This is a genomic window from Margalitia sp. FSL K6-0131, assembly GCF_038008735.1.
In the GTDB taxonomy this organism is placed as follows: domain Bacteria; phylum Bacillota; class Bacilli; order Bacillales; family Bacillaceae_C; genus Margalitia; species Margalitia shackletonii.
Map to the genome: position 1 here is coordinate 52658 of NZ_JBBOZS010000001.1, position 21611 is coordinate 74268.

21 protein-coding genes are annotated in these 21611 nt (G+C 37.0%); all 21 read left to right on the plus strand.

Going from position 1 to position 21611, the window contains the following annotated elements; genetic code table 11:
• Window positions 1-71 precede the first annotated feature (71 nt).
• The 21 genes from veg (at window position 72) to NSQ59_RS00365 (ending at window position 21060) form a co-directional block, all read left to right on the plus strand.
• Window positions 72-323 carry a biofilm formation stimulator Veg gene (veg, locus tag NSQ59_RS00265; protein WP_055741673.1) on the plus strand — a complete coding sequence of 84 codons (252 nt, stop codon included), beginning with the start codon at window positions 72-74 and terminating at the stop codon, window positions 321-323.
• A 276-nt stretch (window positions 324-599) separates the two neighbouring features.
• Window positions 600-782 (plus strand): small, acid-soluble spore protein, alpha/beta type, encoded by a 183-nt coding sequence (locus NSQ59_RS00270; RefSeq protein WP_055741674.1) that lies wholly within the window; start codon window positions 600-602, stop codon window positions 780-782.
• Window positions 783-1132: 350 nt separating this feature from the next.
• Window positions 1133-1999 (plus strand): 4-(cytidine 5'-diphospho)-2-C-methyl-D-erythritol kinase, encoded by an 867-nt coding sequence (ispE, locus tag NSQ59_RS00275; protein ID WP_055741675.1) that lies wholly within the window; start codon window positions 1133-1135, stop codon window positions 1997-1999.
• A gap of 242 nt (window positions 2000-2241) precedes the next feature.
• Entirely contained in the window at window positions 2242-3057 is an 816-nt protein-coding gene (gene purR / locus NSQ59_RS00280) for a pur operon repressor (protein ID WP_055741676.1), read from the plus strand.
• A gap of 87 nt (window positions 3058-3144) precedes the next feature.
• Window positions 3145-3519 carry a RidA family protein gene (locus NSQ59_RS00285; RefSeq protein ID WP_340828524.1) on the plus strand — a complete coding sequence of 125 codons (375 nt, stop codon included), beginning with the start codon at window positions 3145-3147 and terminating at the stop codon, window positions 3517-3519.
• A 448-nt stretch (window positions 3520-3967) separates the two neighbouring features.
• Window positions 3968-4261, plus strand: a complete 294-nt coding sequence (gene spoVG / locus NSQ59_RS00290; RefSeq protein WP_055741679.1) for a septation regulator SpoVG — start codon at window positions 3968-3970, stop codon at window positions 4259-4261.
• A gap of 265 nt (window positions 4262-4526) precedes the next feature.
• Window positions 4527-5900, plus strand: a complete 1374-nt coding sequence (glmU, locus tag NSQ59_RS00295; protein ID WP_126648488.1) for a bifunctional UDP-N-acetylglucosamine diphosphorylase/glucosamine-1-phosphate N-acetyltransferase GlmU — start codon at window positions 4527-4529, stop codon at window positions 5898-5900.
• A gap of 13 nt (window positions 5901-5913) precedes the next feature.
• Window positions 5914-6870 carry a ribose-phosphate diphosphokinase gene (locus tag NSQ59_RS00300; protein WP_055741681.1) on the plus strand — a complete coding sequence of 319 codons (957 nt, stop codon included), beginning with the start codon at window positions 5914-5916 and terminating at the stop codon, window positions 6868-6870.
• A 594-nt stretch (window positions 6871-7464) separates the two neighbouring features.
• Window positions 7465-8721, plus strand: a complete 1257-nt coding sequence (gene ltrA / locus NSQ59_RS00305) for a group II intron reverse transcriptase/maturase (RefSeq protein WP_340828527.1) — start codon at window positions 7465-7467, stop codon at window positions 8719-8721.
• Between the two features lie 263 nt (window positions 8722-8984).
• Window positions 8985-9623 (plus strand): 50S ribosomal protein L25/general stress protein Ctc, encoded by a 639-nt coding sequence (locus tag NSQ59_RS00310; RefSeq protein ID WP_055741682.1) that lies wholly within the window; start codon window positions 8985-8987, stop codon window positions 9621-9623.
• Window positions 9624-9906: 283 nt separating this feature from the next.
• Entirely contained in the window at window positions 9907-10464 is a 558-nt protein-coding gene (gene pth / locus NSQ59_RS00315; protein WP_055741683.1) for an aminoacyl-tRNA hydrolase, read from the plus strand.
• A gap of 264 nt (window positions 10465-10728) precedes the next feature.
• The gene (locus NSQ59_RS00320) at window positions 10729-10959 is read left to right on the plus strand and encodes an anti-sigma-F factor Fin family protein (RefSeq protein ID WP_055741684.1); all 231 of its coding nucleotides are present in this window, start codon (window positions 10729-10731) and stop codon (window positions 10957-10959) included.
• Window positions 10960-11172: 213 nt separating this feature from the next.
• Window positions 11173-14706 carry a transcription-repair coupling factor gene (mfd, locus tag NSQ59_RS00325; RefSeq protein WP_055741685.1) on the plus strand — a complete coding sequence of 1178 codons (3534 nt, stop codon included), beginning with the start codon at window positions 11173-11175 and terminating at the stop codon, window positions 14704-14706.
• Window positions 14707-14944: 238 nt separating this feature from the next.
• On the plus strand, window positions 14945-15481 hold the full coding sequence (gene spoVT, locus NSQ59_RS00330) for a stage V sporulation protein T (protein WP_055741686.1): 537 nt from the start codon (window positions 14945-14947) through the stop codon (window positions 15479-15481).
• Between the two features lie 240 nt (window positions 15482-15721).
• Window positions 15722-17299 (plus strand): putative polysaccharide biosynthesis protein, encoded by a 1578-nt coding sequence (locus NSQ59_RS00335; RefSeq protein ID WP_235950800.1) that lies wholly within the window; start codon window positions 15722-15724, stop codon window positions 17297-17299.
• Window positions 17300-17305: 6 nt separating this feature from the next.
• On the plus strand, window positions 17306-18763 hold the full coding sequence (gene mazG / locus NSQ59_RS00340; protein ID WP_055741687.1) for a nucleoside triphosphate pyrophosphohydrolase: 1458 nt from the start codon (window positions 17306-17308) through the stop codon (window positions 18761-18763).
• A 20-nt stretch (window positions 18764-18783) separates the two neighbouring features.
• Window positions 18784-19047 carry an RNA-binding S4 domain-containing protein gene (locus tag NSQ59_RS00345; RefSeq protein WP_055741890.1) on the plus strand — a complete coding sequence of 88 codons (264 nt, stop codon included), beginning with the start codon at window positions 18784-18786 and terminating at the stop codon, window positions 19045-19047.
• Window positions 19048-19200: 153 nt separating this feature from the next.
• On the plus strand, window positions 19201-19506 hold the full coding sequence (gene yabP, locus NSQ59_RS00350) for a sporulation protein YabP (RefSeq protein WP_055741688.1): 306 nt from the start codon (window positions 19201-19203) through the stop codon (window positions 19504-19506).
• Window positions 19503-20141, plus strand: a complete 639-nt coding sequence (gene yabQ, locus NSQ59_RS00355; protein ID WP_055741689.1) for a spore cortex biosynthesis protein YabQ — start codon at window positions 19503-19505, stop codon at window positions 20139-20141. Before yabP ends, yabQ begins: the two co-directional genes overlap by 4 nt.
• 33 nt (window positions 20142-20174) lie before the next feature.
• Window positions 20175-20582: an FtsB family cell division protein gene (locus NSQ59_RS00360; protein ID WP_055741690.1), complete on the plus strand. Its 408-nt coding sequence runs from the start codon at window positions 20175-20177 to the stop codon at window positions 20580-20582.
• Between the two features lie 73 nt (window positions 20583-20655).
• The gene (locus tag NSQ59_RS00365) at window positions 20656-21060 is read left to right on the plus strand and encodes a S1 domain-containing RNA-binding protein (protein ID WP_055741691.1); all 405 of its coding nucleotides are present in this window, start codon (window positions 20656-20658) and stop codon (window positions 21058-21060) included.
• Window positions 21061-21611: the final 551 nt, after the last annotated feature.

A 21611-nucleotide genomic window follows, 5' to 3' on the forward strand; every position in this document is an offset into this window, starting at 1 on the left:
TAAAATAAATAATTTATGTTTGACCTTTTTTTGAAGCTGTGTTACACTAATACATAGTGAGGTGGAGCAAAATGCCAAAAACATTAACTGACATTAAAAAATCCCTTGATTCTAATCTGGGTAAACGATTAATGTTAAAAGCTAATGGCGGTCGAAGAAAAACGATTGAACGTTCTGGTGTTTTGGCAGAAACTTATCCATCAGTTTTTGTCATCGAATTAGATCAAGAGGAAAATGCTTTTGAGCGTGTTTCCTATAGCTATGCAGATGTACTTACTGAAACAGTACAACTTACCTTCTTTGAAAAACATCAAGAAATATAAAATAGCTAGCAGTAGACATTATGTTTACTGCTTTTTATTTTGTCTTTGAGCGTTCTTCTAGATAAGGTCTTTTTAATGGGAATTAATTAGAGCTGCATATAATAATAGACAAATTTCAACATTATTCCTTCCTTTGAAAACTAATTCTTCATTGGAAAGTAGAAAAATGATAAATAAGGCTTTTTTCTGAAATAATAATGTTGTAAATTTCATCCAAAATATTTGCGGCCCCCAAGTATATACTAATAATGCGGTATGTTAAAGGGGGAAATCGTAATGGGCAGAAGAAGAGGCATTATGTCTGATGAGATGAAGCAAGAGTTGGCCAAGGAGTTGGGCTTTTATGATGTTGTCCAACAAGAAGGATGGGGCGGCATTAAGGCAAGGGATGCAGGTAATATGGTGAAAAAAGCCATTGAAATTGCACAACAACAACTAGCTAATAAGAATCAAATATAATGAATACAAATGAAGCTCACAAAGCGAATAACTAGAACATACCGTCTGACCGAGTTTAACTCGGTCTTTTTGTGTGAGAAAAATACAGTCTGGCTGACTACTTTAATTGTTGAAATTATCGATGCATATCCCCCAAATTGATTAAGAGAACGCTATTTTGTCCACAAATAAGGATAACGATTATACAATAAAAAAATAATACTTTCGACTTTTGTTTAATCATGATAAAATACAGTATTTGTGGAGATTGTCATGTACATATCTATTTATGTTAAAATAGGACAAATAAGCTTTTGTTTAATTGAAATCGGAAAATGTTTGTTAAGCAGGATTTAAAGTAGGTGTATATAGTGAAGCTTTTAGTAAAAGCTCCGGCCAAGATAAATTTATCATTAGATGTCTTAAAAAAACGTGAAGATGGTTATCATGAAGTTGAAATGGTAATGACTACCATTGATTTATCAGATCGTATCGAACTTTCAGAGAGAACAGATAGTGAGATATTTATTATTTCACAAAGCCGTTTCGTACCAGATGATCAGCGCAATTTAGCCTATCAGGCGGCAAAGCTTTTGAAGGAAAAATTTCAAATCAAACAAGGCGTTTCGATTGCTATTGATAAAATGATTCCTGTTGCAGCGGGGCTTGCAGGTGGAAGCAGTGATGCTGCTGCAACATTAAGAGGATTAAATCAGCTTTGGAATCTTGGATTATCGATAGATCAGCTTGCTGAAATAGGTGCAGAGATTGGGTCGGATGTGTCTTTTTGTGTGTATGGAGGAACCGCATTGGCAAAAGGCCGTGGAGAAAAGATATTGGAATTGCCTGCACCGCCAAATTGCTGGGTCATTTTGGCCAAGCCTTCTATAGGTGTATCGACAGCAGATGTGTATAATAATTTGGATCTATCCAGCGTTAAACATCCTAATACAGCGGCAATGATTCATGCCATCCAGCAAAAGAATTATGAAGGTGTATGCAGGGAGACTGGAAATGTACTAGAAAGCGTAACTTTGAAGCTCCATCCAGAGGTATATCAAATCAAAGAACAAATGGAGAGGTTTGGAGCGGATACTGTGCTAATGAGCGGGAGCGGACCAACTGTATTTGGTCTTGTACAATACGATTCACGGCTTCAAAGAATTTATAATGGGCTACGTGGATTTTGTGATCAAGTGTTTGCGGTAAGGTTGTTAGGCGAGCGTTTTCCTTCTTAATAATGACTCTTTTCGCTTTTCTATATTTAAATATCTTTTTTATTTCCAAATTTCAATGAAAAAAGGGAAATAAGTAAAGCTGTCCTAAACTAAGTTTAGATTAGGTTTAATCCCAGCTTATGAAAAATAATAATTTATACGAAAGCAGCCTAAATAATTAATCATTAACAGTTATAGACAAATTCCGTATATTGGTGCTATATTTAACCTATATTATTCGGATTTTAACGGAGGCTTGTTATATGAAGTTTCGTCGTAGTGAGCGCCTAATCGATATGACGCATTATTTATTAGAACGGCCGAAGGAACTTGTTTCATTGACATTCTTTTCGGAAAGATATGGCTCTGCCAAATCTTCTATAAGCGAAGATCTTGCCATTATCAAAGAAACGTTTGAAAAGCAAGGAATCGGGACCCTTCAAACTGTACCGGGTGCTGCCGGCGGGGTAAAATATATTTCAAAAGCGAGTACAAAAGAAGCAAAGGAATTTATTGGCGAGCTTTGTGAACTTATTGCCAGCGCTGACCGCCTGCTTCCTGGAGGCTATCTGTATTTGACTGATTTGTTAGGGACGCCGCAAATTATGAACAAAGTAGGAAAACTGCTAGCTTCCGCTTTTGCTGATACCGACATTGATGTTATTATGACGGTAGCAACAAAGGGAATTCCAATTGCCCATGCGATTTCAGAGCACTTAAATGTACCGTTCGTTATTGTCAGAGGGGATAGTAAGGTAACGGAAGGGTCTACAGTCAGCATTAACTATGTTTCAGGATCTACAAAACGTATCCAAACGATGGTTCTTTCCAAGAGAAGCTTGAATGAAGGTGCAAAAGTATTAATCGTAGATGATTTTATGAAAGCAGGAGGAACGATTACGGGGATGATGAATCTCTTAGAAGAGTTCAAGGCTTTCGTTGCAGGAATTGCTGTTTTGGTTGAATCCGAGGATGCACAGGAAAGATTAGTGGACGACTATGTTTCTCTAGTAAAGCTTATGGATGTAGACATGAAAGAGAAAAGAATTAAAGTTGTTGAGGGAAATTATTTTACTTAAAGTTCTTTTCTTATACTTTATTGTATCTGTATACGAAAACAATACTTCAGGAACTTTAAAGTAAACTATTTTTGAGGGGGAAATAGAATGAAGGTAATTGCTACCAATGAAGCACCAGCGGCTATAGGTCCATATTCACAAGGAATTGTTGTTAATAATCTATTTTTTAGCTCTGGACAAATTCCGTTAACTACTGAAGGTGTAATGATATCGAGTGATATTAAAGAACAAACACATCAAGTATTTCGCAATCTTCAAGCAGTATTAAAAGAAGCAGGAGCTTCTTTAGAAACAGTTGTAAAAGCAACCGTTTTTATTAAAAATATGGATGATTTCGCGGCCATAAATGAAATATATGGAGAGTATTTTTCCGTACATAAGCCTGCACGTTCATGTGTAGAGGTTGCTAGATTGCCGAAAGATGCTTTAATAGAGATCGAAGTAGTAGCACTAGTTAAATAAATTCCAGGAAAACAAACCGTATTCGGTTTGTTTTTTTTTGGTATAAACAATTTAAAAGGTTTGTATCACATAAATTATTTCACAAGTTTGATCTTTGTCTATCGCCGAACGGATTTCTACGTTTTCACCCAACGATAAGCGGGCATTGACTCATGAACTACCTCGCCGTGTTTCTTAAATCTTCCGTCGGAGATTCCGATATCTGTAAGCTAAGAGCTGCTGCGCTTACGCTTTTCTATCTTTTTGAAACTTTTAAGGAAAACTTTCGTATAAATTATAAGTTTGTTGTCCATATTGTCCTAGTATGTTGGACAATAAGCTATTAGTTTTTTTACAAAACTGGAACTCATGAAATTTTTTAAAAAATTATACAATTAAAGAAGGAGTTTTCTAAAATCTGTTGAATACATTAACTAGATTCTATCTAGGGAAAAAGGTGGTGAACAGGATGGAAGTAACAGACGTTAGATTGCGCCGGGTTAATACGGAAGGAAGAATGAGAGCGATTGCCTCTATTACTCTGGACAATGAATTTGTTGTTCATGATATCCGTGTCATTGATGGAAATAACGGTTTGTTTGTAGCAATGCCAAGCAAACGTACTCCAGATGGAGAATTTCGTGATATTGCACATCCAATTAACTCCAATACGCGCAGTAAAATTCAAGAAGCTGTATTAACGGAGTACAATAGATTGGGTGAGTTAGAGGAAGTTGAATTCGAAGAAGCAGGTGCTTCTTAAATTGAAATAAAGCAACTAGAGCCTACTTAATAAATAGTAAGGCTCTTTTTCTGCCTATTATATATTTTTGTTAGAATTAAATAGAAAAAATTATGGTATCGGCAATCCTTTCCTCAAGTCTAGCCTCTATTCTCAAATATCAAATCTTGAGATTCCACTTTCCTCATTTTTTAACAATAATATGTACTTCACGAAGATTCCTTGAAATACGCTCCTTTTTAAGATATATTTTTTATGGATAAATAGGTTTATTGGGGGACCAAATATGACAAATCGATTTGCTGTTATTTTAGCGGCAGGACAAGGGACGAGAATGAAATCGAAGCTTTATAAGGTACTTCACCCTGTCTGCGGAAAACCAATGGTGGAACATGTTGTTGACCAAATATCAAAGCTAAATGTTAATAAAATGGTCACCATTATTGGACATGGAGCAGATTTGGTAAAGTCAAAGCTAGATGGTAAAACACTTTATGCCCTTCAAGAAGAACAATTGGGTACTGCCCATGCTGTTATGCAAGCGGAACAAGATTTATCTAAAGAAAATGGAACAACTGTTGTAGTTTGTGGAGATACTCCGCTTATCAAAGCGGAAACGATTGAGGCTTTATTAAAGCATCATGAGGAGCAAAATGCAAAGGCTACCATTTTAACAGCATATACAGAAAAACCAGACGGTTATGGACGCATCATAAGAAATGATGCAGGATATGTAGAGAAAATTGTTGAGCATAAGGATGCATCCGATGAAGAGCGGAAAGTGAAAGAAATAAATACGGGCGTATTTTGCTTTGACAATCAAAAACTTTTTGAAGCATTAAAACAAGTAAAAAACGATAATGCTCAAAATGAATATTATTTACCGGACGTGATTGAAATCTTAAAATCACAAGGTGAAATAGTATCTGCTTACCAAACCGATGATATGGATGAAACATTAGGAGTAAATGATCGTATTGCATTAGCCAGTGCGGAGCGGATAATGAGAAGAAGAATCAATGAAACTCATATGCGTAATGGTGTTACCATTATTGATCCTGATAACACATATATTGAATCGGATGTGGTAATTGGCGCGGATACTATTATACAGCCTGGGAGTATTCTTTCCGGAAAAACGGTTATTGGTGAGGACTGTATTATAGGACCGAATTCAGAGATTAAGGATTGCGAAGTTGGAAATGGTTCAAATATTAAACAATCAGTGGCTCAACAAAGTTCAATTGGGTCTCATGTTAACATTGGTCCATTCGCACATATTCGTCCGGAATCTTTAATAGAGGAAAATGTAAAAATAGGTAATTTTGTGGAGATTAAAAAGGCCAAATTCGGTAAAGGAAGCAAAGCCTCTCATTTAAGCTATATTGGGGATGCTGAAGTCGGTGCCGATGTAAACATTGGCTGTGGATCTATCACTGTAAATTACGACGGCAAAAATAAATTTTTGACAAAAATTGAAGATGGTGTATTTGTTGGCTGTAATTCGAACTTGGTAGCACCTGTAACAATTGGGAAAAATGCCTATATTGCAGCAGGTTCCACCATAACAGATGATATTCCGGCTGAAAGCTTATCTATTGCGCGTGCAAGACAAGTAAATAAAGAAAATTATGTAAGCAAACTAAAACACAATCAATAATTGGAGGTCCATCATGTCTAACCAATATCTTGACCCAAATCTTAAGATTTTTACATTAAACTCAAATGTCCAGTTGGCGGAAGAAATTGCACAAGTAGTCGGTGTGGAACTTGGTAAATGTTCCGTAACCCGTTTTAGTGATGGTGAGATTCAAATTAACATTGAAGAAAGTATTCGCGGGTGTGATGTATATGTTGTGCAGGCAACTAGCTCACCTGTTAACGAAAGATTGATGGAACTTCTAATTATGATCGATGCTCTTAAACGTGCATCAGCTAAGACGATTAATATTGTAATGCCTTATTACGGATATGCCCGTCAGGATCGAAAAGCTCGTGCACGGGAACCAATTACGGCGAAATTAGTTGCAAATTTAATTGAAACAGCTGGTGCTACAAGGGTAATTACTTTAGATTTACATGCTCCGCAAATTCAAGGCTTCTTCGACATTCCAATTGATCATTTAATGGGTGTTCCGATTTTAGCTGACTATTTCAAGAGTAAAAAATTCAACGATGAGATTGTCATTGTTTCTCCAGATCACGGCGGTGTTACACGTGCCCGTAAAATGGCAGATCGTTTAAAAGCACCGATTGCTATAATTGATAAGCGACGTCCGCGTCCAAATGTTGCAGAAGTAATGAATATCGTAGGGAATATTGAAGGAAAAATTGCTATTTTAATCGACGATATTATTGATACAGCGGGAACCATTACACTAGCAGCAAATGCTTTAATTGAAAATGGCGCCAAAGAAGTGTATGCAAGCTGTACACATCCGGTATTATCTGGACCTGCTATAGAAAGAATTGAAAATTCAAAAATTAAAGAATTAGTGGTGACAAATTCCATCACCCTTCCAGAAGAAAAGAAGATTGATAAAGTAGTCGAATTATCGGTTGCACCTCTACTTGGTGAAGCGATTATTCGCGTTCATGAAAATCAATCTGTAAGTACATTATTTGATTAATATAATATTAGAGAGCCTGCAAAAAATGCGGGCTCTCTTCTTGGTGCGCCCAGCATGGGTGCAGTCTATAGGGTGAAAGTCCCGAACTGTGAAGGCAGAAGTAGCAGTAGCTAAACGCAAGGGTGTCTGTGGTGACGCAGAATCTGAAGGAAGCGGGCGGCAAATCTCCGGTCTGAGGGACACGAACTTCATATAAGGCTAGGTATCATTGGATGAGTTTGCCAAACAAAACGAAGTCCTTTCTGCCAAAGATGATACAGAGTAAATGAAGCAGATAGATGGGGAGAAAGACTGTACTCTTACCTGGGGAGGTCTGGCTGAAATGCCGAGCACACTCGGTAACTTACTTTGTGAAGGGTAATTGAACAGCCAGAAGTCAGCAGAGGTCATAGTACCTGACTAGCTTAAGATGGTTAGGGAAGGACTGAACATTTAAGGAGAATATACACTAGGCGTTCATTGTTTATGATGATACAGACAATCCAATTGGACTTACTTAAAGGAGGAAGTGGTGAATTCCACAGGGGACTTTAAGAGGGTGGAATAAACAATGGCACAAATAGCACGTATATTCACGTGAAAGGATGTATCGAAATGATGGAACGAATACTGTCACGGGACAATCTACTTTCGGCATTGAAACGTGTCGAAAAGAATAAGGGTAGCCATGGAGTAGATGAAATGCCTGTAAAATCCCTACGAGCGCATATTCTACAAAATTGGCAAGAAATCCGAAATTCAATAAAGGACGGAACCTATGAGCCTATGCCAGTCAGACGAGTCGAAATCCCGAAACCAAATGGCGGCGTTCGTTTATTAGGTATTCCTACCGTGACAGACCGTTTTGTCCAACAAGCGATTGCCCAAATATTAACCCCAATCTATGACCCAACCTTTTCCGAACATAGCTATGGGTTTAGACCCAGAAGAAGGGCACATGATGCCGTTAGGGAAGCAAGGCAATATATAGAAGAGGGCTACAGATGGGTAATAGATATGGACTTAGAAAAGTTCTTCGACAAGGTAAATCACGATATGCTTATGGGACTCCTAGCAAAAAGAGTCAAGGATAAGACGATTCTAAAGTTAATTAGAAAATACTTAGAGTCGGGGATTATGATAAACGGTGTGGAAACTATCAGCGAAGAAGGTGTTCCTCAGGGTGGACCATTAAGTCCACTACTTTCCAATATCATGTTAGATGAATTAGATAAGGAACTAGAGGAAAGAGGACACAAATTTGTCCGCTACGCAGATGATTGTAATATTTACGTAAAAACCAAGAAGGCAGGTTTACGTGTCAAGAGTTCTATCACTACTTTCATTGAAAAGAAGCTTAAACTAAAAGTAAATGAAGAGAAAAGTGCGGTGGACAGACCGTGGAAACGAAAGTTTCTTGGATTCAGCTTCACATCAAACCGTAATCCAAAAATCCGTATCGCAAAAGAAAGTATAAAGAGAGCTAAAAGTAGAATAAAAGAACTAACATCAAGGTCAAAACCCATTCCATTGGAATTGCGTATTGAGAAACTAAATGAATACCTTGTTGGTTGGTGCGGATATTTTGCGCTGGCAGACACGCCAACTCCCTTTAAACAACTGGATGAACATATTCGAAGAAGACTCCGAATGTGCCTTTGGAAACAATGGAAACTACCCAAAACAAAAATTAAAAGGCTCATATCCCTTGGCGTTCCAAGAGAGAAGGCCCATGAATGGGGAAATTCTCGTAAGAAATATTGGCGCATTTCGAATAGTCCTATCTTACACACAACACTAAATCTAAAGTTTTGGAGAAATCAAAAGCTTAAAAGTCTGTTAGATAGATACAACCATTTGCGTCATACTTAAGTGAACCGCCGTATACCGAACGGTACGTACGGTGGTGTGAGAGGTCGGGGGTTAGTCACCCCCTCCTACTCGATTTTTAAAGGGTTAAAGTGCCAAATTCACCGGCTCGTGAACTGCCTTGCTGCATTTCCTAAATGTTGCGTCGAGCTTGAGGGGAAGTACGTCGATGGGCAGGTGCTTTTTGCATTTCTATGTTTAGATTTCATTTATTTAGGGAATTTATATAAGGAGATTTCTTTACATAAGAATAGGAGGAATAGAGGATGGTCGCGGTATTGGAAGCAAAAAAAAGAAATAATAAACAACATTCAGAGCTTCAGCAGCTTCGAAATAATGGTAATATTCCTGCTGTTGTGTATGGCTATAAGATAGAGAATACACCTATTTATGTTAATGAGGCTGAATTTACAAAGACTATTAGAGAAGCAGGAAGAAATGGAGTTATATCGTTAAATCTCGAGGGACAGAAGCAAAATGTTATTTTAAACGAGTATCAGGAAGATTCCTTAAAGAAAAACATTGTTCATATTGATTTTCTGGCAGTCGATTTATCTGCTGAAATAGAAGCAAATGTCCGGATTGAAATAGTGGGAGAAAGTGCTGGTGTTAAGGATGGCGGTGTTCTGCAGCAACCTGTTCACGAACTTTCGGTAACCGCTAAGCCCAATGATATACCTGATGCAATAAGAGTGGATGTGGCCAACCTTCAAGTTGGAGAAACGATTACCGTTGCTGATATAAGAGGTAATTATCCATTTAGTATTAATCATGAAGATGAGGAAACCATCGCCTCCATCTTGCCACCAAGACAAGAAGAGGAAATTAGTACTGGAGAACAGCAGGAATCCGGTATGCCGGAAAACCTTGAAGGAAGAGAAACAACGGAAACGGAAGGCGAATAGCATTCATAAAGGGATTATCTTCATAAGTGGGGATAATCCTTTTACTTTTCGAACCTGTTTCTCTGTCTAATTACAGTGCCAACTTTACAAGCTCCTGAACTACGTCAGCATGGTTTCCTTTATCTCGGATAAAGACTACGAAATCATGTACGCCAGTGTTACTGGTGCTTTCGCTTTTCAAATTTGTTCCAAAAAATATCCCCATGTATAATATTAAATATGAAATCTAAACGTAAAAAGGCAAGGGTCCTTTTTATGTTATATTTAATTTGAGGTGTAAATAATGAAATTAATCGTAGGCTTAGGTAATCCCGGGTCACAATTTGATAAAACAAAGCATAATATTGGCTTTGAGGTAATTGATGAATTATCTAATCGGTATGGTGCCACCTTAAATCAATCGAAATTTAATGGACTGTATACCATCATCCATAAAAATGGTCAAAAATTTATGCTATTAAAACCGTTAACTTATATGAACTTATCGGGAGAATGTATTAGACCGATAATGGATTATTACGATATTGATCTTGAAGATTTATTGGTTATCTACGATGATCTTGATCTTCCTGCTGGAAAAATCCGCTTACGTCAAAAAGGAAGTGCCGGAGGCCATAACGGAATTAAGTCTACTATTGCACATGTTGGCACTCAAACCTTTAATCGTATACGTATTGGAATAAGTCGTCCAGAAAATGGAATGTCCGTTCCGGATTATGTGTTAAGTAAATTTAAAAAAGAGGAATGGCCGACCCTTCAAATAGCTATTGAAAAATCAGCAGATGCATGTGAACAATGGCTGGAAAAACCATTTATAGAAGTAATGAATCAATTTAATTAAGGCTCTTTTCTTAAACTTTGTATAAAATCCAATAGCTGATTTTAACCTGTTGCTTTTGTATACGAAAGCACGCAGTTACAACTTTATTTTGGTTGGAATTAAAACTTATAAGAAAAGATGCCCCAAAGCCAAGCCTGATTAGGATTTATTACAGATGACGTAAAGCAATAATTAATGAGAAAACAGCAATAATTAATTTCGCACGAATAACTCCTTATCAACCGGTTCATACTATTAAAAAAGCTATGATAAGGAGGCAAAAGAATGGCGATACATTATTTTTGCCGTCATTGTGGAACCAACATGGGGATCTTAGATAATTTGTCCATCCATGCAGACCATCTTGGTTTAAATACATTAACAAATGAGGAACGCCAAGACATGATTTCCTATGAATCAAATGGTAACATTCATATAAAATCGATTTGTGAGGATTGCCAAGAAGCACTTACAAGTAATCCTGAATTACATGCATATGATTATTTGATTCACTAGTCCGCTTTGGAAGAGAATCCAAAGCATTTTTCTGTTTCTTGTTTTTATAGGGTTCCTGGCATAAACTATGTTGTTTTTAATAGTATAGTAAATCTAAATTAATATCGAGTTTTGTAAAAAGATGCTTCTGCACTTATATCAAAACATTCTTTATAAAAAAAGTAATTGTTTCATATAGTCCATAATAGTTATTTAAGAAAGGAGGGCTATTGATTGAAGGGATTAAAGCAAATTATTTTGCAACAGGATGAAGTTCAATCGGTCATTACTGGTATTGAAGGGAATTTAAAGGAACAACTGGTAGCGGGTTTGTCCGGATCCTCCAGGACCGTCTTTATTTCATCTATCTTTGAAAAGTCGAATCAATCCATTGTAATTGTGACATATAATCTTTTGCAAGCTCAGAAATTATATGATGATTTATCACAATTAGTCGATGAAGATCTCGTATATTTATATGCCGCAAATGAACTCATTGCTGCAGAAATAGGAATAGCAAGCCCAGAATTAATGGCCCAGCGCATCGAAACTCTAAATTTTCTTGTATCGAAGAAAAAGGGGATTATTATTGTTCCTATGGCAGGATTGCGGAAAGTTCTGCCTTCAGTAGACCTTTGGAAAAAGTATCAGCTAGCTTTTGAAGTTGGAAAGGATATAGACCTTGAATCTATTTTAGAATCTCTTATTGCAATGGGATATGATAGGAATGATATGGTTGGTGCCCCGGGGGATTTTAGCTTACGCGGGGGTATTTTAGATATCTATCCTTTAACAGAGCAAAACCCAATTCGTATTGAATTATTTGATACCGAAGTGGATTCGATAAGGACTTTTTCTGTAGAAGATCAGCGGTCTATTGAGAAAAGGAATGATATTTTAATTGGACCTGCAACAGAAACGCCTATTGACTCGGATACATTAGTAATAATGGCAGACCGACTGGAAAAGGAGCTCTCTAAAACTCTCAAAAAGGTGAAAAGTGCAAATTCAAAGGAGCTTTTAACACAAAATATTGGATATGCAATTGAAACCTTAAAAAATGCACAAAAACCTGAACAATTCTTTAAATTTCTCTCATTAGCATACATGAAACCTGCAAGTTTACTAGATTATTTAGATGGAAAAGGACTTGTCATACTAGATGAATATAGTCGTATTCAGGAAATGAATGACCGCTTAGAGAATGAGGAGGCGGAATGGTTTACTTCCCTTTTAGAGGAAGGTCAAATTGTGCACGGATTGGAAGTATCCCACAATTTAACAAAGCTATTAATTCAAGCAAACTTGCCAAGACTATACTTATCCTTGTTTTTACGACATATTCCGAATACAAATCCGCAAAACATTGTGAATATAACTTGTAAGCAAATGCAAAACTTTCATGGTCAAATGCATGTGTTAAAGACTGAAATGGAGCGCTGGAGGAAGGGGAACTTTACCGTCGTCTTTCTAGCAACAGATGAAGGACGCATTTCAAAGTTACATAGTGTGTTAGAGGATTATGAGATCGAAGCGGCAGTAGTAGAAGATTCTAACAAGCTATTACCGGGCCATGTTCAAGTTATTCAAGGAAACCTTAACACCGGATTTGAGCTTGCGATGCAGAGGCTTGCAGTGATTACTGAAGAAGAGCTTTTCAATAAAAAGACAAAAAAAGCTCCTCGGAAACAAAAGCTATCAAATGCGGAGAGAATTAAAAGCTATTCAGAATTAAAAATAGGTGACTATGTTGTTCACGTCAATCATGGTATTGGAAAATATTTAGGAATTGAGACGCTTGTCATTAATGGGGTCCATAAAGATTATTTACATATTAAATATCAAGGGACCGATAAGCTTTATGTTCCTGTCGAACAAATTGATCTTGTACAAAAATATGTAGGTTCCGAAGGGAAAGAGCCTAAAGTATATAAATTGGGTGGTACGGAGTGGAAGAAGGTTAAGAAAAAGGTCCAATCCTCTGTTCAAGACATTGCAGATGATTTAATTAAACTGTACGCAGAACGAGAAGCAGCGAAGGGATATGCCTTTTCGCCTGATGGTGATATGCAAAGAGAGTTTGAAGCAGCCTTCCCATATCAAGAGACAGAGGATCAACTGCGTTCTATTCTGGAAATCAAACGCGATATGGAAAGAGAACGTCCGATGGATCGTTTATTGTGCGGAGATGTTGGCTACGGAAAAACAGAGGTTGCTATTCGGGCTGCATTCAAAGCCATTATGGATGGAAAACAGGTAGCCTTTCTTGTTCCAACGACTATATTGGCTCAACAGCATTATGAGACGATGAAGGAACGTTTTCAGGATTATCCCGTCTCCGTAGGGTTATTGAGTCGATTTAGAACAAAAAAACAACAAACAGAAACCACCAAAGGCTTGAAAAATGGAACAGTAGACATTGTTGTTGGTACCCATCGCATTTTATCGAAGGATGTACAGTTTCATAATCTTGGCTTGTTAATTATTGACGAAGAACAAAGATTTGGAGTTACACATAAAGAAAAAATTAAACAAATGAAAACAAATGTGGATGTTTTAACGTTGACTGCAACTCCGATCCCTAGGACATTACATATGTCCATGCTAGGGGTTAGGGATTTATCCGTTATTGAGACTCCGCCTGAAAATCGTTTCCCTGTTCAAACGTATGTCATGGAATATAATGGGCATCTTGTGCGAGAGGCAATTGAGAGGGAATTAGCCAGAAATGGTCAGGTTTATTTCTTATATAACCGTGTAGAGGATATTGAAAGAAAAGCAGAGGAAATATCAACCCTTGTCCCGGATGCCCGTGTAACCTATGCACATGGCCAAATGACAGAGAGTGAACTGGAATCTGTTATTTTAAGCTTTTTAGAAGGAGAATATGATGTTCTTGTTACAACTACTATTATCGAAACTGGTGTAGATATTCCAAATGTTAATACATTAATTGTGTATGATGCTGACCGTATGGGATTGTCCCAATTATACCAGCTGCGCGGACGTGTTGGACGATCTAATCGTGTTGCATATGCTTATTTCACCTATCGTAAAGATAAAGTGCTAACGGAGGTTTCGGAAAAGAGACTTCAAGCAATCAAGGAGTTTACGGAACTCGGTTCTGGTTTCAAAATTGCCATGCGTGATTTATCGATAAGAGGGGCAGGGAATATCCTCGGCGCTCAACAACATGGATTTATTGACTCCGTTGGCTTTGATTTATATTCACAAATGTTAAAAGAAGCGATTGAAGAAAGAAGGGGTACGGAGGATCAAGACAAGAAAGTACCTTTTGAGATTGATTTAGAAATAGATGCTTATATTCCAGATACGTATATTGCAGACGGTCATCAAAAAATTGAAATGTATAAACGATTTAGAGCTATTGAATCGTTAGACGAATTAGAGGAATTAAAAGAAGAAATGATCGATCGTTATGGAGAGTATCCTGTTCAGGTCGAATATTTGTTTATGATTTCTGAAATGAAGGTATTTGCAATAGAGGCTAGTCTAGATTCAGTTAAGCAAGCCAAACAGACAATATCCGTCCTTGTTTCGGAAAAAGGAACACAGAATATAGATGGACCAAGGGTTGTAGAGGTTTGTAATAGATTTGGCCGTGCGGTAGGCTTTGGAATGGACGGAAATAAATTAAAAATTACTTTGAATATCAAAGGAATCCCAGAAGAAAAATGGCTTTCCATTATTATGGATATTGTAAAAGAATTGAAATATGCAAGTAAGCAAACAGAACATGTCGGATAACAATGTTTGGAGAACATCACAGCCTATAAGTTGTGGTGTTTTCCCTTTTTTATCCAACTTGATGGTTTATTTTCTATTTTATGGAGGTAAAGATACATTGTAAGAAAAAATAACTCATATGTATAGAACTTCCTAGATGAAAGATACTAATGACAACGTTGGTAAAAGATTCATTCATTTACAAATCAGGCAGTAAAATGCCGATTAAAATCATCTGATGAAAGTGAGGCAACATAAGATGAAAGCAACTGGAATAGTTCGTCGTATTGATGATTTAGGAAGAGTTGTAATTCCAAAAGAAATTCGCAGAACGTTACGTATTCGTGAAGGGGATCCTTTGGAGATTTTTGTTGATCGGGATGGAGAAGTCATATTAAAAAAATATTCTCCAATCAGTGAGTTAAGCGATTTTGCGAAGGAATATGCAGAGGCATTGTATGACAGCTTAACTAGCCAAGTTTTAATTTGTGACAGAGATGCTGTGATTGCAGTGGCAGGTGGATCCAAAAAGGACTACTTAAATAAAAATATTGGGGAAGTTATTGAAAAGGCCATGGAGGATCGTAACCCTGTACTTGTTACCAATAAGGGACAAGCATCACTCGTAGATGGTTACGAAGAAGAGCTTTCGTCCTACACTATTTCTCCAATTGTTGCAAATGGCGATCCGATTGGTGCGGTAGTTATTTTCTCGAAAGAACGCACAATGGGTGAAGTGGAACAAAAAGCAACAGAGACTGCTGCAGGATTCCTAGCAAGACAAATGGAGCAATAAAACTCTGCAAAATGTTGGAAGCAGGTAAAGATATCCTGCTTCTTCTTTTTTTGGAAAAAGGGTACCTATTCTTAAGTGGATGAAGAAGTTTATAAGATTTTTCTTTTACAAAAGCAATAAAGTTTAAGAAAAAGCCATCACAAATGACGAAAAGCGATCCGAAAACAACTCTTGTTATTTTTCCCCTTCCATATGATATGCTATAATACGACATATTTTAGTATAGGAAGGTAGAAGAATTTGCCTCAAGAGGATTCTAAGAAATTATTTAAAGGAGCTTTTATTTTAACTATTGCAGCAGCAATCACAAAAATTCTAAGTGCTGTTTATCGAGTTCCATTTCAAAATATAGTAGGAGATGTAGGTTTTTACATATATCAACAAATATATCCAATTTATGGAGTCGCGATTGCATTAGCAACCTATGGGTTTCCTGTGATTATTTCAAAATTTGTTGCCGAAGGTGAAGCTTCAAATAATATTAGCGTTAAGCAAATGATGCGGTCCATTTTCATATTGTTAAGTTTCCTGGGAATTATTTTATTTTTGCTTTTTTTCATAGGTGCATCATTTTTTGCAGATTTAATGGGTGATCCAAAATTAAGTTCTTTAATAAAAATCATTGCTTTTTCCTTTTTGCTAGTGCCGTTTATCTCTGTTATAAGAGGCTTTTTTCAGGGGAGAGGAAATATGCTTCCTACTGCAGTATCACAAGTAACGGAACAATTTATTAGGGTAACGTCTATTTTACTTCTGACCTTTTTTTTAGTAAGAAGAGGATATTCCCTTTATGTTGCAGGTGAAGGAGCACTAATTGGGTCGATAGCGGGTGGAGTGGTATCTTTATTATTACTAGTCTTGCTCCTGTTTCGATATAAAAATAAGCATCCACTGCGAGTTGGGAACACACAAGTCAAATTAGGAAAAACCTTCTTACTGCAAGGCTTGGCGATTTGTATAAGTGGAATGCTACTTGTTTTATTTCAATTAGTTGATTCCTTAAATATTTATGCCCTATTAACAAAGTCAGGCGTATCCTTTGGTGATGCCAAGACGTTAAAAGGGATATATGACCGTGGGCAGCCATTATTACAATTAGGAACGATTGTTGCGACATCCCTTTCCTTAACATTAGTGCCGGTAATTTCTGGAGCATATAAAAACGGGGATTTATCTATTTTAAAGGAAAAGGTAAGTATCGCCATAAAAATTAGCTTTATTGTCGGAATAGGTTCCACCGTTGGATTAATCAATATTATTCAGCCAACCAATATCATGCTTTTTAAAAACGATTATGGCTCCCTAGTATTAGCCGTATTTTCTATATCCATTCTTTTTAGTTCCATCATATTAACGGTAACTGGAATTTTACAAGGTATCGGGCGTGTTTATATTCCAGCCGTGTATATGATAATCGGTGTTATATTAAAGTTTTTTGCTAATCAAATGTTCGTTCCCAAATTAGGAACTTTGGGTGCTTCATTAGCAACTGTCCTATCTCTTGGAATCATATCCTGTCTTTTTATGAAGGAGCTTAATAAACTAAAATTAGGACGTTTACCATTTTTATTTTATATAAAGGTGCTAGTTTCAGCGCTGATCATGACGGCAGTTCTGCAAATTTGGGTTACATGCTGGGAAAATTACATTTCTTTAAGTCGAACTTCAAGTGTTTTTCTCGCATTATCAGGAGTGATCGTTGGTGGAGCAGCATATCTCATTTCCATTACGTGCTTCAAACTTTTTACGAAAGAGGATGTACCATTTCTTCCATTTGGCGACAAGCTTTTTCGAATTTTTACAAATAAGGAGAGATAAGATCGAATGAGTAATCAAATAACGGTAATTGGATTGGGAGCGGGTGACATTAATCAGCTTCCTTTAGGAATATATAAAATAGTCAAAAGCGCTAAAGTGCTTTTTTTAAGAACGAAAGAACACCCTGTAGTAAGGGAATTGGAAGAAGAAGGGATCCATTTTACCAGCTTTGATGATGTATATGAACAAAATGACCAATTTGAGATGGTGTATGAGGAAATTACAAAACACTTGCTAGCTGCCGCACGTAATGAGGATATTACTTATGCAGTACCGGGGCATCCGCTGGTTGCAGAAAGGACCGTTCAATTATTACTGGAAAGAGGGAAAGCGGAAAATATTGATATTGTCATAGCTGGGGGGCAAAGCTTTATTGACCCTTTATTTGCAGCTGTAAAGGCAGATCCGATTGAGGGATTTCAACTTTTAGATGGAACAGATCTACATAGAGATGATATCCGGACAAATCAACATCTCATTATTGGACAGGTATATGATGCATTCAGTGCCTCTAATGTGAAATTAACGTTAATGGAAAAATATCCAGATGATTATTTGATTTCTATAGTAACAGCAGCAGGCTCAAAGGAGGAAAGGGTTAAAACCATCCCACTTTATGAACTGGATCGCCAAGTTGAAATCAATAATCTGACAAGTGTTTATGTTGCTCCAATGAAGGAAACATCCCTAAAAGAGTTTACTGCATTACGGTCTATCATTGCTGACTTGAGAGGCCCGAATGGGTGTCCGTGGGATAAGGAACAAACACATCTTACCTTGAAAAAATATTTATTAGAAGAGGCATATGAATTATTAGAGGCAATAGATGAAGATGATATAGACCATATTATTGAAGAGCTTGGAGACGTTCTTCTTCAAGTTATGCTGCATGCACAAATTGGGGAAGACGAAGGTATGTTTTCCATTGAAGATGTAATAGAAGGCATTTCTGATAAAATGATTCGGAGACACCCGCATGTTTTCGGTGAGGTAGTCGCAAATAATGTGGAAGATGTATTGAAAAATTGGAGTGAAATAAAAGGACAAGAAAAAGGGCATGAAGCGAAAAAATCTGTATTGGATAAGGTAGGAAAGGGATTGCCTGCACTAATTCGTGCGTTTGAATATCAAAAGTGCGCGTCCAAGCTTGGATTTGATTGGGATCAGGCGGAAGAAGCATGGAAAAAAGTTCTGGAGGAAATGAAGGAATTTCAGGCGGAAATAACGAAAAAGGATAAACAGAAGCAGATTTCAGAGTTTGGAGATCTTCTTTTTGCTATGGTTAATGTTGGGCGCTTATTATCCATTTATCCGGAAGAAGCCCTTGAAAGAACAAATCAGAAATTTAAAAGAAGATTCCAATTTATTGAAGAACAAGTAGAATCAAGCGGAAAATCATTTTCGGAATTTACATTAGCCGAGCTAGATGAATTTTGGGATCAGGCAAAAAAAGCAGGATTATAGAGGTGAAAATTATGACAACGATGAGATTAGATAAATTTTTAAAGGTTTCCAGATTAATCAAAAGGAGAACTCTTGCAAAGGAAGTAGCAGATCAAGGAAGAATCACGATTAATGGTCAGCAGGCAAAAGCAAGCTCAAATGTGAAAATTGGTGATGAGCTGGTGGTTCGATTCGGTCAAAGACTAGTAACGGTGAAGGTAGAAAATCTGCAAGAAAACACTCGTAAAGAGGACGCGGCCGGTATGTATTCGGTACTGAAAGACGAACGGATTAATCAAGAATAGTCACTCCCTTTTATAGGGAGTTTTTTTATTGTATTGAAACAGGCTTGTTCTTTTTTTCCGAACCTTGACATACACATGATTATATAGCTTGGACTAGTTGAAAGATAGCTGAAAGCATATGTATGGCAGGAATACGGAAAGCGGGGGATTAAGTTGAGTCAGTATTATGATACACCTTCTAGTGGGAAAAATGTAAATCAAGAACATGATGTGATTATGAGAGGGAGGAAGCTTTTAGACATTACGGGTGTAAAACAAGTTGATAGCTTTGACAATGAAGAGTTCCTATTGGAAACGGTGATGGGCTTTTTAGCTATTCGAGGACAAAACCTGCAAATGAAAAATCTCGATGTAGAAAAAGGGATTGTTTCCATCAAGGGGAAGGTCTTTGATTTGGTATACTTAGATGAACATCATGGGGAGAAAGCTAAAGGCTTCTTTAGCAAGCTATTCCGATGAGCCTAACCACCCAGTTTTACACGATGCTTGCCATGATCGCTATGGGAAGCATTTTTGGTGCCTCCCTTGATACGTATAACCGTTTCCTTCAAAGAGGTAAGAGAAAAAAGTGGATTGTATTCATCAATGATGTGATGTTTTGGCTGATACAGGGACTAGCCATCTTCTATATTTTGTTCTTAGTCAACTATGGGGAAATCCGTTTTTATATATTTATTGCATTAGTTTGTGGTTTTGCGGCATATCAAGCTTTAATGAAAAATATTTATGTTAAATTACTTGAGGCAATAATTAATGCCGTAATATCAATCTATCAATTTATACTACGATTATTTATGTCGCTGATTTTTCATCCAATTAAATGGATTGTTTTGGCAATCATTACGCTATCCATTACATTAGGAAAGGTACTATTGTCCCTTGTAAAAATGATTATAAAGATGTTATTATGGGTGTTAAAGGTTATATTTTATCCAATTAAATGGATTCTAAGTTTATTATGGAAATTAGTTCCTGGATTTATTAAAAAATCAGTCGAAAAATTCTATTCTGGATTTGCAGGGATTTTGGAAAAAACTAAGAATAAAGTTATGTATGCGTGGAAATTTATAAGCAGTATTTTTTATAAAAAGTAGGGTTTTATAGGAATCAAGATAGGAGGTTTAGAGATGGGTGTCCGGAAAGAAAAAAATATTACGCCGATGGAAAATGCATATACAAAACAGCAAATGATGAAAGAGAAAGTAATGGCGAGAAGGAAAAAATTACTTTTCCGCAGATTAGCGGTTTTTAGTATTATCGCATTGGCATCGGTATATTTGTTGGTTTCCACACTCATCTTAAGAAACCACCAGCTTGAGGTAAAACAAGCAGAAAAGGCAAAGCTAGAGAAAAAACTTGCTGATCTGAAGAAAAAAAAGACCTACCTTCAAGATGAGGTAGTAAAATTAAACGATGATAACTATATTGCAAAGCTGGCAAGAAGTGAATATTTCCTTTCTGAAAAGGGAGAAATTATTTTTAACATTCCTGACGACAAGAAGAAGAAGGACGAGGATAAAGATGTGTCTTATTGACACTCTTTTTTAACGTCCGATATAATATATAATAAGCTTTATCTTTTATCTTTTAAGGAGGAAATTATTTTTTATGTCGATCGAAGTAGGCAGCAAGTTACAAGGGAAAGTAACAGGGATCACTAATTTTGGAGCGTTTGTTGAATTGCCTGAAGGCTCAACAGGTCTTGTTCACATTAGTGAAGTAGCGGATAACTATGTGAAGGATATTAATGAACATTTGAAAGTGGGCGATGAGGTCCAAGTAAAAGTCATTAATGTTGAGAAAGACGGCAAAATTGGTTTATCGATTCGAAAAGCAAAAGAACAGGCACCAACTCAGAAACCTCGTCATAATAAACCAAGTCATAATCAACGTCCAAAAGAAAACTTCGAGCAAAAAATGGCTCGTTTTTTAAAGGATAGTGAAGATCGTCTATCTTCATTAAAACGCCATACAGAATCGAAACGCGGCGGCCGTGGTGCTAGACGAGGCTAACTTGCTGTCTATTCACATATAGCAGGTGAAGGTAATCTTCATAAATAAAAAAGGCATTCTTTTTAAGAAGAATGTCTTTTTTGGTGCGCCCAGCATGGGTGCAGTCTATAGGGTGAAAGTCCCGAACTGTGAAGGCAGAAGTAGCAGTAGCTAAACGCAAGGGTGTCTGTGGTGACGCAGAATCTGAAGGAAGCGGGCGGCAAATCTCCGGTCTGAGGGACACGAACTTCATATAAGGCTAGGTATCATTGGATGAGTTTGCCAAACAAAACGAAGTCCTTTCTGCCAAAGATGATACAGAGTAAATGAAGCAGATAGATGGGGAGAAAGACTGTACTCTTACCTGGGGAGGTCTGGCTGAAATGCCGAGCACACTCGGTAACTTACTTTGTGAAGGGTAATTGAACAGCCAGAAGTCAGCAGAGGTCATAGTACCTGACTAGCTTAAGATGGTTAGGGAAGGACTGAACATTTAAGGAGAATATACACTAGGCGTTCATTGTTTATGATGATACAGACAATCCAATTGGACTTACTTAAAGGAGGAAGTG